Origin of the sequence: Thiothrix subterranea (assembly GCF_016772315.1) — a bacterium.
Taxonomy (GTDB): domain Bacteria; phylum Pseudomonadota; class Gammaproteobacteria; order Thiotrichales; family Thiotrichaceae; genus Thiothrix; species Thiothrix subterranea.
Genome location: NZ_CP053482.1, coordinates 1,403,714 through 1,420,178 on the forward strand (window position 1 = coordinate 1,403,714; position 16,465 = coordinate 1,420,178).

The 16,465-nt window shown below is 52.4% G+C and carries 7 protein-coding genes; 6 read left to right on the forward strand and 1 reads right to left on the reverse strand.

Annotated features, from left to right (window positions below):
• Window positions 1-61 precede the first annotated feature (61 nt).
• From HMY34_RS06935 to HMY34_RS06960, 6 genes are all read left to right on the forward strand, one after another.
• Window positions 62-5,344, forward strand: a complete 5,283-nt coding sequence (locus HMY34_RS06935) for a choice-of-anchor L domain-containing protein (RefSeq protein WP_202718538.1) — start codon at window positions 62-64, stop codon at window positions 5,342-5,344.
• Window positions 5,345-5,473: 129 nt separating this feature from the next.
• On the forward strand, window positions 5,474-6,106 hold the full coding sequence (locus HMY34_RS06940) for a cadherin (RefSeq protein ID WP_202718539.1): 633 nt from the start codon (window positions 5,474-5,476) through the stop codon (window positions 6,104-6,106).
• A 63-nt stretch (window positions 6,107-6,169) separates the two neighbouring features.
• Window positions 6,170-10,096, forward strand: a complete 3,927-nt coding sequence (locus HMY34_RS06945) for a hypothetical protein (protein WP_202718540.1) — start codon at window positions 6,170-6,172, stop codon at window positions 10,094-10,096.
• A 68-nt stretch (window positions 10,097-10,164) separates the two neighbouring features.
• Window positions 10,165-12,069: a hypothetical protein gene (locus tag HMY34_RS06950; protein WP_202718541.1), complete on the forward strand. Its 1,905-nt coding sequence runs from the start codon at window positions 10,165-10,167 to the stop codon at window positions 12,067-12,069.
• 48 nt (window positions 12,070-12,117) lie between these two features.
• A complete protein-coding gene (locus HMY34_RS06955) occupies window positions 12,118-14,793 on the forward strand; it encodes an IPTL-CTERM sorting domain-containing protein (RefSeq protein ID WP_202719145.1) in 2,676 nt (891 codons plus the stop codon).
• Window positions 14,794-15,128: 335 nt separating this feature from the next.
• On the forward strand, window positions 15,129-15,662 hold the full coding sequence (locus HMY34_RS06960) for a TlpA family protein disulfide reductase (RefSeq protein ID WP_202718542.1): 534 nt from the start codon (window positions 15,129-15,131) through the stop codon (window positions 15,660-15,662).
• Between the two features lie 75 nt (window positions 15,663-15,737).
• On the opposite strand, the gene HMY34_RS06965 is transcribed toward HMY34_RS06960, so the two are convergent.
• On the reverse strand, window positions 15,738-16,403 hold the full coding sequence (locus tag HMY34_RS06965; protein WP_202718543.1) for a LysM peptidoglycan-binding domain-containing protein: 666 nt from the start codon (window positions 16,401-16,403) through the stop codon (window positions 15,738-15,740).
• Between the last annotated feature and the right edge of the window lie 62 nt (window positions 16,404-16,465).

A 16,465-nucleotide genomic window follows, 5' to 3' on the forward strand; every position in this document is an offset into this window, starting at 1 on the left:
CATGTGTTTCAAACCCAATTCTCTGAAATAACAATAATCCCATTCGGCAGGAGAAGCCCTCATGCATCACTCACCACGCCAAGCATCGCACCTCTGGCGCTTACGTTTCTTCCTAGGCATCGCGGGAGCAATGACAACGTTGCACGCCACCACTGCTTATGCCGGTTTAACCCTCAATCAAAGTGCAACACCACCGGAAATTTCAGCATCACTCGATGGCCCTGGTCTTTCGATTAGCAATCTTGTCATCACCAACGGGCTTGCGGGGCAATACGGTACGTTTGCAGGCGGCACTGAGTCCGCCGGTGTAGGCCCGGTCATTGGCATCCAAAACGGCGTGTTTATTAACACGGGTAGCACAGAGACACTGCTTGGGCCGAATAACAACCCCGCTTTCACAGCAAGCGGTGGCGCTACATATCCCGACCCCGATTTAACCCAGTTAAGCGCAAATGCCGTCAATGACCCCGCCATTATTGAATTTGACATTGTTCCCGTTGGCGACAAAGTAAACTTTGTGTTGTCGTTTGGCTCGGAGGAGTACCCAGAATACGTTTGTAGCCAATTTAACGATGCATTTGGTTTGTTTGTTTCTGGCCCAGGTTTTAGCACCACACAAAATGCCGCATTCATCCCCAATACAAACGATGCCATCACGGTTAATAACCTGAATGTGGGGGTTGCCGGTGCCAATGCGCAAGCTGGTATTGATTGCAAACTCGGTAACTCGGCCTACTTCAATGACAATGGCAACGGCACGGGTAACGCTAACTCGCAATTGGATGGTTTCTCCAAACCTATTACCGCCTCCTTAGGGGGCTTAACTGCCGGTCAAACCTATCACGTCAAGCTTGCCTTAGCCGACGCGGGGGACGCGGCATTGGACTCTGGTGCTTTTTTCAAATGGCTCACCAGTACCGACTCACGCCCGATCGACATGGAATTATCCGCCGCCGCCAGCACGCTGACCCCCGGTAAAAATGGCACGGTCGATGTCACCTACACTGCCATCAATAAATCGGGTGTACTGGATTCAGAATTGGTGCAAACCCAATTGCAATGGCCTGCGGGCGTCACCGTTCTGAGTCATAACGGCGGTGCTGCTTACAACGCCAGCAATGCGGTATGGGATGTGGGTACTGTACCCGCCAACAACAGCAAGTCGATCACATTTACCTTACAAGTGGGCAGTGCTGCCAGCTATAAGCCTTCCGGCGAAATTCTATTCGCGTTACACGAAGACTTTGATTCCACCCCGTTCAATAGCGGCGCATTTCCGAACGAAGATGATACCGCGACGCTGACCCTAACCCCGGTTGATAATGCGCCCCCCGTCATCAGCAGCAATGGCGGAGCGGCGCTTGCCGTCAATATTCCCGAAAGCACCACGGCTGTCACCAATATTGATGCCAGCGATGCTGAAAACGGCGCCGAAACCAACCTCACGTATGCATTGAGCGGCGCTGATGCCAGCCTATTCACTATCGGTGCAGATGGCGCAGTGGTATTCAAAGCCGCGCCAGACTTTGAAACACCGTTAGATGCCGGGAGCGATAATGTTTACAACGTCACGGTGACAGTCACGGATGCAGGCGGCGCAACCGACACGCAAGCGCTTCAAATCAGCGTGACCGACATCGACGAAATTCCACCCACTGTTGCCATTAACACTGTCACCAGTGACGACATACTCAATAACGCTGAAACCAGTGCGAATGTCGCCATCACCGGCACCAGCAATGCGGAAAACGGGCAAACCGTCACCGTGGTACTCAATGGCAAAAGCTACACCGGCAACGTCACTGGCGGCACTTGGAGCGTAACCGTTCCCCTTGCAGACGCCGCACTGTTGGCAGAAAGCAGCCACACCATTACCGCCGATGTCAGCGATGCCGCAGGCAATGTTGCTCCCCAGGCAACTCGCAACATTACCGTCGACAAAACGCCCCCAACGATTAGCGGCAATGACGTTGCCCTGACCAACGACACCACCCCCGATCTTTCCGGCACAACCGATGTGGCGAATGGCACGAACGTAACCGTAACGAATAGCAGCAACGCAACGCTTTGCACCACTACGGCAAGTGGCGGCAACTGGTCTTGCACCCCCACAACGCCTTTACCCGCAGGCAATAGCATTCTGACTGTTACCACGACTGACCCATCCGGCAATACCGGCAGCGACGAATTCACCGCTACAATCAACCATCAGCCCACCATTACCAGTAACAGTGGCAATCCCTTAACGCTAGAAGTCGCCGAAAACACCACCGCCGTCAGCGATGTAGAGGCAACCGATAGCGAAGACGGCGTAGAAACCAACCTGACCTACACGCTCAGCGGCGCAGATGCCGCCAAATTCAGCATTGGCGCGGATGGCAAACTGGCCTTTATTGCAGCGCCTGACTTTGAAACCCCCGCCTCTGCGAATGCCAACAATACGTATCAAGTCACCGTCACCACCACCGACAAAAATGGTGGCAGTGATACCCAAGCGCTCATTATCACTGTCACCGACGCCGATGACACTGCACCCGTGATTACGATCAGCGCCGTGAGTACGGATGATATTATCAACGATGCCGAAGCGGACGCGGATATTGCGATTTCCGGCAGCACCAATGCTGAAAATGGTCAGACCGTCACGGTCAAATTGAATGGCAAAACTTACACAGGCACGGCGAACAATGGCGCGTGGAGTGTGAATTTACCGGCAACGGATGCAGCGGCACTGGCGGATGGCACACAAACCATTACCGCCGATGTCAGCGATGCCGCAGGCAATCCTGCCATACCCGCCAATCACGATATTCAGGTTGATCAAACACTGCCTGCGATTACCGGCAATGATATTGCCCTGACCAACGACACCACCCCGACACTCTCTGGCACAACCGACGTTGCCGATGGTACCAACATAACCGTAACGGATAGCAGCAATGCAACGGTCTGTACCACGACTGCCAGCGGCGGCACATGGTCGTGTACACCCGCAAGCGCACTGCCCATTGGCGATCATGCACTGAGTGTTACCACGGCTGATCCGGCTGGCAATGAGAATACCGATGCTTTCACCGTGAAAGTCAACGCGCAGCCCATCATTAACAGCAACGGTGCGGGCGCAACCGTGACGCTGGCAATACCAGAAGGCATTCCAAGCGTTACCGATGTGGATGCCAGCGACACCGACACTGCCGATGCCCTGAACTACAGCTTGGCTGGCGGTGCAGATATGGCACTGTTTCAAATTGACAGCACCAGCGGTGAACTCGGCTTCAAAACAGCGCCCAAGTATCTGAGCAGCGGGGATAACACTTACGAAGTCATCGTCACAGTAGACGATGGGCATGACGGCACGGATACGCAAACCTTCACCATCGAAATCCTCAAAGATACCGACGCAGACAGCATACCGGATACCCAAGACGTGGATCTGGACGGCGATGGCATTCCCAACACCACCGAAGGTAACGCGGATCTGGATGTCGATGGCATTCCCAATCAGCTTGACCTCGATTCTGACGGCGATGGCATTCCCGACAACATCGAAGCGCAAACCACCGCCGGTTTTAAAGCCCCTTCCGGCATTGATGCCAATAAAGACGGCTTGGATGACGTTTACGCTGCCGGATTAATGCCGATCGATACCGACAGTGACAGCAAACCCGACTATTTGGATACCAATAGCGACGGCACGGGTGAAGATGACACGCAGGAAGCCGGTTTAACCCTTGCGAATACCGACACGGATGGCGATGGTTTGGATGATGCAATCGATACCGATGACGCCAACTTCGGTCCTGCTCATGCAGGCATTACGAATGTGTTGACTGCTTATCCGCAACTGGGCGTTGAAGTTAACTGGCGTATTCCGAACATGCCGCCGGTTTTCTCATCCCCTGCTGCTACGACCTTCAGCGAAAATGGCACTGGCACGGCACTGGATGTGCAAACCACTGACGACAAAGACAACGAAGTCAGCGGCCTGACCTACAGCTTCAGCGGCGGGGCAGATTTAGCCTTGTTCAACCTCGACAGCAACACAGGCGTGATCAGCTTCAAGACCGCGCCGGATTATGAAAAACCTGCCGACGCCAACAAAGACAACGCCTATGCGTTGCAAGTGCAAGCGTGTGATGCCGAAAATGCCTGTACCACCCAGAATGTCATTATCAACGTGATCGACGTGGATGAAGACAACGATGGCGATGGGTTGCTGGATTCTTTCGAGAAAAATGCCGGTGTACCCAAAGATACCGACAAAGACGGCAAACCCGACTGGCTGGATACCGATGACGACGGCGACGGCATCCTCACCAAATACGAAAAACCGGATGCTAACGGCAACAAAACCCCCGATGACGCACTCGACACCGACGGTGACGGCAAGCCTAATTATCTGGATACCGACGATGACGGCGACAAAAAGCTGACCAAGGATGAAAAAGCCGACAAAAATAAAGACGGCAACCCATTGGAAGCTTACGACATGGACGCCGACGGTATTCCCGATTACCTGGATAACAACGAAGTACCTACCGTGGTGCTGCATGTACGCGGCTTCTTACAAGGCGCTTACGACAGTGCCAGCGGGTTGATGCGTGATGACTTGCGCGAACAAGGTTTAATCCCATTGGCACAGCCATTCAGTGACCGTCTGACGGCGTTCAAATACCGCAATAAAGACGTGACGACGCCAGCCATATTAGCCATCACGGGTGATAACGCGATTGTCGACTGGGTATTGGTGGAATTGCGTTCGGCTACCAATCCACGCGCCCGCAGCATTGCCAAAGCCGCTTTGTTGCAACGCGATGGTGACGTTGCTGATCCGTTGAGTAATGAAGCCCACTTGCGCATCCCAAATGTGCCAGAAGGCAGCTATTACGTCAGCCTGCGCCAGCGCAACCATTTGGGGGTCATGACCCAAGACCCGATCTTGTTATCACCCACGCTGACCGCCACGGATTTCACCCTGCCAAGCTTTGCAGTCAACGGTGAAAATGCACGCTTGGAAACGGGCGACGTCGCTTTGTTATGGGCCGGTGAAGCCAATAACAACAATAGCCTGATCGCTAATGGCCCCGGCAATGACACCAACGTGGTATTAGGCACGGTGTTAATGCATCACAGCAACAGCAAGGTGAATAGCAATTTCCGCTTACCCGGTTACTACAGTTCGGATCTGAACTTGGATGGTATTACGCTGTACACCGGCCCCGGCAATGACATTAACCTGTTGATCGGCAATGTATTGCTACACCCCAGCAATGCCACTTCAGCCGCCAACTATGTTGCACCGGGCAGAATGCCGAAGAGCGAAGACGAAGATACCGACGACTAAACTGCCGCCCATGACGAGGCAAGGCTGACTGGCTTGCCTCGCCATTTATCAGTAAAAAATTAACTTGCATCTAAAAACATTTATCATCGCTATACCATAACAATGGGCTAACCCAACAGGAGATCATTAATGAAAACAACTAAATCCCTACGTCACGCATTGGCACTGAGCAGCGCACTGGCTATCGCTTTGACAACTGGCAGCCTGATGGCAGCCGACACCGCAAAAGTAGCGAAAACCCCGAAAGCAGAAGCCGCCGCGACTGACATCCTCACTTACAAAATCGCCTTGGCAGAAGACGGCAAAACCTACCAAGTCATGATGAAACCGTCTGTCACCCCAAAACCGGACATCAGTTTGACCGGGCAAGTTACCATCAAAGCCCCGCATGACAGCGGCTTTGCCGTGACAGGTCTGACGAGCGCAGTCGAAGGTGCTAACTGGGTCGAAGCCTCCCGCGTGGATGCACCGAAAGAAGACGCGAAAAGCGACTACATTTCCTTCTCTTTCGTGGGTTTGCAAGGCGCGAGCGCGCGTAATTACAACTGGGAAGCAGGCAAAGAACAAGTCGTTTTCAGTTTCCAAAATGCAGACGGCTGTGTCGACGGCGTTTCCCTGATGGCGAAAGACGATGCGTTTAATGCCGCGCCAAACTCTGCCAACACCAATCCCGGCAACCAGTTCACCAATTTAGGTTGGGGTTCAGTCAGCGACAACCATTACGCTGGCAATGAAGGCGAGGCGATTAGCTGTAAAAAATAATACGGCGGTTGTTTTACGCAATACTCGATTAAGCATTATAAAAATTAGCGAGAGAGTCCACTTATGCATTCCACAACACTTCGCAAATACCTTGGGTTGAGCGCCTCCGTCCTGTTACTCGCGGGTAACAGTGCGTGGGCGGCGCAAACCTTGGAATACAGTATCCGTTGGGATACCAAAGATGACCGTTACCATGTTTTCATGAAACCCAACGCGACACCGTCGCCTAAAGACATGAGCATGACGGGGCAATTCACCATTCGCGTTCCCCACGCAACGGGAGCCAGCGCATTCACGGTTGATGACCCTGCTATCACCGTTACCAATACCATTTGGTCAAATGACTCACGGGTCGATGCGCCGGTTGAAGATGCCTCCGTCGACTATTTGTCGTTCAGCTTGAATATGATCAAATCGGATGCTTTCCAGTGGAAAGCGGGCGAAGAAAAAGAAGTCTTCAACTTCGCGAACGCGGGCGAATGTTTAGGGCCGGTTGCCTTGATCGACAACCAAAATGACCCTTTCAATAAACCGCTATTGAGCGGCGGCAACAACTCCGAAGGCACTAACCCCGGCAACCAATTCACCAACTTGGGTTGGGGCGGTTCCGATGAAAATAACTATCTGGGCAATTACGGCACGGCAGCAGACTGTAGCGACAGCTTAGACAGTGACAATGACGGCCTGAAAGACGGTGTGGAAAAAGCCATCGGTACTAACCCACTGAATCCCGATTCTGACGCTGACGGCATTCCTGACGGCGTAGAAGCACCCGGCGGCGTTGCTACTGACACCGACGGTGACACGGTTATCAATGCCATGGATCCTGATGACGATGGCGACGGCGTATTCACCAAAAATGAAAATTACAACGGTGGCACCCCGGCGGATGATGATACTGATGGCGACAAAATCCCCGACTATCTGGACGTGGATGATGACAATGACGGCATTCCTTCCAAACAAGAAAACAATGACATCAACACCGACGGCTCGCCAACCGATGCCAAAGACACCGACGGTGACAAAATTCCAGACTACTTGGATAACGAAGATAGCCGCCCTGACACTGACGAAGATGGCGTTAAAGACGCGGACGACCTCGACGACGACAACGACGGCATTTTGGATACCGCAGAAGGCGCTGGCGTCACCGATACCGACAAAGACGGCACGCCCGATAGCCGTGATGACGACAGTGACAACGATGGCGTATTAGATAGCATCGAAGGCCATGACGCTAACCACGATGGCAAAGCCGATGTTGTACCCGCCGGTAAAGATACCGACAAAGACGGTTTGGACGATGCGTTTGACCCCGACAATGGCGGCAAAGCGGCTACCCTGCCGGACTTGGATGGCGACAAAATTCCCGATTTCCAAGACCGTGATGATGACGGGGATGGCCTGCCAACCGGCGCGGAAGATGCCAATACCGATGGTGATACCAACCCATCCACCGGCATGACCGACACCGACGGCGACGGCACACCCAACTATTTGGATACCGATGACGACGGCGACGGCAAACCTTCCGCGACAGAAGGCAATGACCCGGACAACAACGAATCCCCCACGGATGCGATCGACACCGACGGCGATAAAATTCCCGACTATTTGGATGCCAACGACAAAGACGGCCCCAAAGGTGACACCGACGGTGACGGCCTAAGCAACGCCGACGAAACCAAAGCCGGTACTGACCCCACCAACCCGGATACAGACGGCGATGGTATCAACGATAAGATTGAAGTCGGCGCTGATCCCGCAAACCCTGTCGATACCGATAAGGATGGTACGCCCGATGCCAAAGACACTGACGATGACAACGACGGCGTATTGACCAAAAACGAAAACTACAACGGCGGCACACCAGCCGATGACGACAGCGACGGTGATAAAACCCCAGACTATCTGGATACCGACGATGACGGCGATGGCAAACTGTCCAAAGACGAAAACAACGACCCGAACAAAAACGGTTCCCCAGACGATGCTAAAGACAGCGATGGTGATAGCAAGCCCGATTATTTGGACAAAGACGACACCGACGGCCCTAAAGGTGATCCAGACGGTGACGGCGTCACTAATGAAGACGAAACCAAACTCGGCACCGATCCGAAAAACCCCGACACTGACGGTGATGGCCTCAAAGACGGCGAGGAAGTTACCAAAGGCACCGATCCGAAAAACCCCGACACTGATGGCGACGGCATTAAAGACGGCGAAGAAGTTACCAAAGGTACTGACCCGAAAAACCCGGACACTGATGGCGACGGTCTCAAAGACGGTGAAGAAATCACCAAAGGCACTGACCCACTGAAACCGGATACCGACGGTGACGGCCTCAAAGACGGTGATGAAATCAAAGCCGGTACTAACCCACTGAACAAAGACAGTGACGGTGATGGTGTTGATGACAAAACCGAAGTCGGCGCGGATCCTACCAAGCCGGTTGACACTGATAATGATGGCAAGCCCAACGCGCTGGATACCGACGATGACAACGACGGCATTTTTACCAAAAACGAAAACTATAACGGCGGCACGCCAACCGATGACGACACCGACAAAGACACCAAACCCGACTATTTGGACAATGACGACGACGGTGACGGCAAAGTTTCTCAAAACGAGAAAAATGACCCCAACGGCGACGGCAACCCTATAGACGCGGTGGATACCGACGGTGACGGCAAGCCAGATTACCTCGATATTGATGAAACCAACGGCCCGAAAGGCGACCCGGATGGTGATGGCGTCAGCAACGAAGACGAAGCCAAACTCGGTACTGATCCGAAAAACCCGGACAGTGACGGCGATGGCCTCAAAGACGGTGATGAAGTTAAAGCAGGCACCAACCCGCTGAATAAAGACAGCGACGGTGACGGCATTGACGACAAAACCGAAGTCGGTGCAGACCCAACCAAGCCCATTGATACCGATGGTGACGGCAAGCCCAATGCCGTGGATAACGACGATGACAACGACGGCATCCTGACCAAGCACGAAAATTACAACAGTGGTACGCCGCTGGATGACGACACCGACAAAGACGGTAAACCCGACTATCTGGATACCGACGATGACGGCGATGGCATTTTAACCAAGGATGAAAAACCAGACACTAACCAAGACGGCAGCCCAACGGATGCCACCGATGGTGACGGTGATGGTATTCCAGACTACCTCGACACCAGTGTTGATGCGGTCAAAATCCAAGTCAAAGCCATGTTGCAAGGCGCTTACAACAGCACCAGCAAATTGATGCAAGACGACCTGCGTACCAAAGCACTGATTCCGCTGAGCCAACCGTACAATATCGGCAGCATCAAATACATCGGCAAAGAAGTAATGGCGGCGACTCAGCTTGCCATTACGGGTAACAATGCGCCGGTTGACTGGGTACTGGTGGAAGTGCGCGACCCCACTACCCCGACAACCATCAAAGCACGCATTGCGGGCTTGGTACAACGGGATGGCGACATTGTGGATGCAGCAACCGGCAGCACTTCGCTGATGTTGACTGGCTTACTGCCGGGTAACTACCACGTTTCAGTGCGCCACCGTAACCACTTGGGGGTCATGACTGCCACGCCTGTCACCGTTACCGGCAACGCCGTGCCAAGCATTGACTTCACCAAGCCTAGCACCACGGTTTACGGGAAAGAATCCCGGATCACGGCGAGTGGCGGCACGGTTGCGCTGTTGTGGGCGGGTAACGCGAATACGGATATTCGGGCGATTGCCAACGGCCCATCCAACGACACCGGCGTGATCTTGGGTGATGTTCTGCTGGCAAAAGAAAACCTGTCGGTCAGTACCAACTACCGCATGGCAGGTTATCAAGCCACGGACATCAATATGGACGGTATTACCATCTTTGCAGGCCCATCCAACGATGTGAATATGTTGCTGGGTAACGTCCTATTGCACCCTGGTAACAGCACCTTCAGCGCCAACTACATCATCAACCAGCAATTGCCTTGATGATTCACAGTCTGGGGGCGGGTTTCCCGCCCTTGGGCTACACCATAATAATGATAAAGAACCCAGTAATGCTTATAAACCTGCGCCAGACCGCTCTCCATTGCCTTACCTTTCTGTTACTGCTGCAACTCAGTGCGGTTGCATTAGCCAGTGACGGCGGCGTAACGTATCGGGTAGCATGGGATACGACGCATGAGCGTTACCGCGTCTATTTACGCCCTAGCAGCACGCCATCGCCTGACTTAAGTTTGACCGGGCAAATCACGCTGCGGGTTCCTCACGGTACTGGTGAACACCGGTTCAGCGTGACAGATATTCAATCCAAATCCGGCACGTCTTGGTCACTGGGGTCACATGTCATTGCCCCCCCGGAAGACCCTAGTGTGGATTACCTTTCCTTTGCATTCATACCCTTGGATGTGAAAGCCTTTGCCTTCAAAGCCGGTGAAGAGCAGGAAGCCTTCAGCTTTAAAAATGCAGGCCCCTGTCTCGGTGCTGTCGCGTTATTGGATAACGCCACTGACCCGTTTAACCAACCGCCAACTAATCCCAAAAATTCCACCAACACCAACCCCAGCAATCAATTTGCCAATACGGGTTGGGGTTCGAGTGATGATAACGATTACCTCGGTAATGACGGCACGCCTGCCAGTTGCGCCACGGAATGCTTGAGCACACCGGCAGCGCCACTGGCAAATAACGTGTATTACCGCGTCGATTGGAGCAAGGCGGATCAGCGTTACCACGTTTATATGTATCCGGGCAGCACCCCAACACCCGATATGAGTTTAAGCAGTCAGGTGACGCTGAAAATGCCTCACGCCAGTGGTGCAGAGAGCTTCAAGGTTAGCGCCATTAAGTCCACCGTCAACAACATTACTTGGACAGAAAGCTCGCGGATCAACGCCCCTAAAGAAGATAATGATGTTGATTATTTATCCTTCACCATGACTCCCAGCGATGCCAAAGCGTTTCAATGGCAAGCCGGTAGAGAACGCGAAGTCTTTAGCTTTGCCAATGACGGCGCTTGCCTTGGGCCAGTCGCGCTGCTGGACAATGCTAATGACCCTTTCAATGCTTTACCCAACTCAATGGGGACTAACCCCGGCAATCAATTTGCCAATTTGGGTTGGGGAGCCGCCGATAGCAACAACTATGCGGGCAATTACGGTTGTGCGGCGACCTGTATTACCCCGACAACGCCCAAGCTTCAGGCACGGGTATTGTTGCAAGGCGCGTTTGATAGCAGCACAAAACTGATGCGGGATACCTTACGCACGAAAAATCAGCTTCCCAGCACCTCGCCGTATGACGCAACCGATGTCCCCATGCTCGGCAGCCCAACGCTTGCCAATGCGGTACTCACCACCACGGGCAATAATGCACCGGTGGACTGGGTGCTGCTGGAATTGCGCGATGCGACGAATCCCACTCTCGTGAAAGCGCGTGTGACAGGTGTGGTTCAGCGTGACGGTGATATTGTAGATGCGCAAACGGGGGAAAACACGTTCGAGCTAAAGGGCTTGCAGACCGGTAATTACTATTTGTCTGCCCACCACCGTAACCATTTGGGGGTTATGAGTGCCACCGCCGTTAACGTTGGTGAAACACCCGTGGTAGTGGATTTCAGTCAAGAAGCCACCCGTACCTATGGCGAACACGCGCGTGTCATTGCCACAGGCGCAGCCCTGTTATGGGCGGGCAATACCAGTAGCGATGAACGCATCATTGCGCAAGGCCCGACAAACGATTCCAGCACCGTATTGAGCGATGTGTTGTTGGCGGCAGGTAATAGCGCGTTGACCACGAATTATAAACTAAACGGTTATCAGGCTACTGATGCCAATATGGATGGCCTGACGATTTTTGCTGGGCCATCCAATGACGTTGATTTGCTGCTGGGCAATGTGCTGCTGCATCCGGTCAACAGCACAACTAGTGCAAATTACATTATCAGGCAACAACTGCCCTGATACCAACAGGCTTTAAAATCCAAAAACAAAATAAGAGAGTCGGTAATCATGAAAAAATCGATCAGACAAGCAGTTTCAAGGGGGTTAGCATTGCTGGTATTGCTACCGGCTGCGCATACAGCATTTGCAGTCGATCCAATAGAGAACAAGGGCGGGGTCGAATACCGCGTTGCTTGGGATTCCGTGGACAGTCGCTACCGTGTGTACGTGCGCCCTACTTCGACACCGGATAAAGACTTAAGCATGACGGCGCAAGTAACATTGCGGGTTCCACACGCGACAGGCGACCAAAAATTCACAGTATCGGACATTAAAACCAAGGCAGGCACTAACTGGTCACTCAGTTCGGAAGTCTATAGCCCCGCAGAAGACAAAGCCATTGATTACCTCTCATTCAATTTCACCCCCATTGATGTGCGAGCTTTCGCCTTCAAATCCGGGGTAGAGCAAGAAGCGTTTAGCTTCAAAAATACCGGGCCTTGCTTGGGCAGTGTGGCGTTGATGAACAACAGCACCGACCCTTTCAACCAACCACCGGATGCACCGGACAATTCTGCTGGCACTAACCCCGGCAATCAATTTGCCAATGCCGGTTGGGGTGCTACCGATGACAACGACTATTTAGGCAACTATGGCATCGCCGCTAACTGCGCCGATGTCGTCATACCCACCAATAACGCCCCCAGCCCCGTTGTCGATACCGTCACCACCACCGCAAACACTCCCGTTACGGTTGCTGTACTCGCCAATGATAACGATGCCGACGGTGATACTTTAAGCATTGTTGAGTTCACACAGAGTGCCAATGGCACGGTAGTCATGGAAGGCGACAAGCTGGTGTACACCCCTAAAGCAGACTTTAACGGCACGGATACCTTTAGCTACACCGTTTCTGATGGCACAGACACCGCTACTAGCACTGTCACCGTGACCGTCAAAACATCGTCTACACCTGCATTGGTAGCGAACACGGACGCTTTCACGATTGATACGGCTAACAGCAGCAGTTCACTGAACGTCTTAGCAAACGATGATATTCCAGACGCTCAAGCCTTCACCTTACAAATTGTCACGATGCCAAGCCACGGCAGCGCCATCGTTAAAGACAATAAAATCATTTACACGCAAACCACGGGTTACACCGGTCAAGATGCGCTGACATACAGCATTACGGATACCAACGGCAACAGCGCAGAAGCCACTGTCAATTTAACGGTAAAATCCTTAGTGACGAATACCGCACCCGTGGCGAATAATGATCAAGCGGCAACCACCGCCAGCAGTTCGGTTATCGTGGATGTACTCGCCAATGACAACGATGCCGAAGGCAACACGTTAAGCATTACCGCGTTCACGCAAGGAACAAATGGCACAGTAGCCCTGCAAGACGGCAAACCGATGTACACGCCTAATGCTGGCTTTAGCGGCACCGATAGCTTCAGTTATACCGTCAGTGACGGCAAAGACACTGACACGGCTACGGTAACAGTCAGCGTAGCGGCGGTAACACCCGTGCTGGAAGCCAAGACCGACACCTTCACCATTGACCCGACCAACCCCAGCAACGAACTAGACGTGCTGGCAAATGATAAGATTCCTGCCGGTGAAACCGTCACGCTGGCAATCGTGACGCAGCCAGCGCATGGCACCGCCTCGATTCGCAACAATAAGCTTATTTACACACCAACCGCCGGTTACAACGGTCAGGATACGTTGCGCTACCGAATTACGGATGCCGGTGGCAACACCACCGAAGCCAGCATTACCTTGACGGTAAAATCCTCCGGCACTGGCAATACGTGTGGCACTGCCCCTGAAAATCCACAAGCCGACCGTGCTTATTACCGCGTCGCTTGGGACAATGGCACACAGCGCTACCGCGTTTACATGTACACGGGCAACGTCCCCTCGCCGAATGCGCTGACCAGTGCACAGGTTACGCTGAAAGTCCCGCACGTTAGTGAAGACACTTTTGAAGTCACTGACCTAGAATCCGCTTTCAGTGGCTTAATGTGGAACAACAATTCCAATGTCTTCGCCCCCAGTGAAGACACGAGTGCCGATTATTTGTCATTCACTCCGGCGATCAGCAATTCCAAAGCGATGCAATGGCAAGCCGGGCAAGAAATTGAAGTGTTCAGTTTTGCCAACGCTGGGGCATGTTCGGGAGCGGTGACGTTGTTGGACAATTCCACCGACCCATTCAATCAACCGCCTGAATCCCCCGACAATTCCGTCGGCACCAACCCTGGTAACAGCATTGTTAACTTGGGCTGGGGTTCCAACGCTGATGATCATTACGCTGGCAACTACGGCTGCCCCGCAGTTTGTACGACAGATACGCCGCCTACAGACAGTGATGGTGACGGCCTGAGCGACGCGGAAGAAGCCATTCTGAAAACCGACTCTAACAACGCGGACAGCGATGCGGATGGCATACCAGACAAGCAAGAAATCGGCAGCGACATTGGCAAACCACGCGATATGGATTTTGACGGCATCATTGATGCTTTGGATAAAGACGACGACGGCGATGGTATACCCACCAAAGATGAACGCGGGGATGCCAATAACAATACCATACCCGACTACTTGGAAAAGCCTGACGTTATCCCTGCACAGCAATCCGTTGCTGTCCCAACCCTAACGGAGTGGGGACAATTATTACTAACGCTCCTATTGGGTGCTGTTGCGGTGCGTCGATACAACAAAGTAATCAAGTAACTAACCTCATAGAAATAAAGTATTAAGTAACAATTGGTGCTGTCATGTTGATATAAGTCAATATGACAGCCAACCATTTGTCGTACAAATACAACTTGCACAAAAAAACATATCAGCATAGCCTTATGTTCTTTTGATAAATTAGAAATAGCTTAGCGAGCATCTTAAAAGATAAGGTCATCAATTTGCTTAAAATAGCCAATAGGAAAATTCAACCGGCAATTTTTACAAATGCTGTCTATTATAGGGGTTAACCCTAAGACCACATAACCAAAGTGATAGTTGAATAGTGGCTTATCGTAGAGTGTGTTAAGTATTTAAGTTGAGGGTTCAACATGAAACGGATTAAGCGGGCGCTTGCCCTTGTTGCGTTGTTTTTAGTATCTGCCACGGCAGTCGCGTCTGAAACACAAAAAGTACAAAATTTCAGCTTTAAAGATATTGATGGCAAAGCTCACCAATTTTCCGAGTACAGAGGCAAATGGGTGATCGTGAACTACTGGGCAACCTTTTGTGGCCCGTGTGTTGCCGAAATCCCCGCTCTGAATAGCGTTGCCAAACGTTTCAAAGACAATGCCGTGGTATTAGGCATGGAAGCGGGGGAAACCCCAACCGATGAACTCAAACAGTTCATGGCTCAGAAAAAGATCGCCTACCCCGTCATTCCCACCCAAGACAGCACCATGTTTGCGTTAGGTTTAGTCTATGGTGTGCCGACCACGTTTGTCGTCAATCCACAAGGTGAAATCGTCGATACCCACATGGGCGCGATTACTTCCGCTATGTTACAAAATTATTTACGCGCCGATAGCAACAACCCAACCACCATCGCGGGTGACAAAGAAGATTGCGTCAGTGGTTTCTGCTAAGCAAAACGCTGTATTTCTTCAATAGAAATTAAAAAGCCCGCGATGATTGCGGGCTTTTTGCTGTCAGCCGTCAGCTTATTTAAGCCGTAAACGCTGCCCCGGCGTGATGGGGTAATTGGGGGCTTCCAAATTATTCAGACGAATAATGTCCTTCCAATACGCGCCAGTCGTGCGCATAACCTGAAACACGGTATCGCCTTTCTGCACAACGTATTCACTGCTATTAGGATTAAACGTGGTTGGTGCAGAAGTGGGGGCAGAAGTCGGTGTAGGCGAACGGTAAGTACTGGCAGGCGCTGTCGATGTTTTAGGCGCAGTATACTCATAATAGCTACTGCTGCTGCTGCCAGTGTTACTGCCGCTGATACTGTAATCGACATAAGGCGTGGTCGCCGGAGCGGTGTAGCCGTAGTTGATCGCAGGTTGCTGCGGAATGGGCGTAGTCACCGGAGCTGTATAACCGTAGTTATAGTTTGGCGTGGTGGTCGCAGCACCGCCGCTACCGGCAACACAACCGTCACCGTGATGGTGCGCCAAACCTTCCGCCGGTAATGCATGGGAATGGGTACGCCCACAATGCGTATGCGTGACCGCGTTACGGTTTACCGCACCGCGATTGGTGGTTGTGTTCGTGCCATAGTTGTTATAGCCCGTGCCGGTATAATACGGGTTAGGCGCACAGGCTGCTGCCGTTAGTGCCAGCAAAGAAGTAGCGGCTGCCACTCTGATTTTTCTATCCATGATTCTTACACCTTAATGTTATTGGGGTTCAGGAATGTGAAGACACTCACATAATTCTTGAA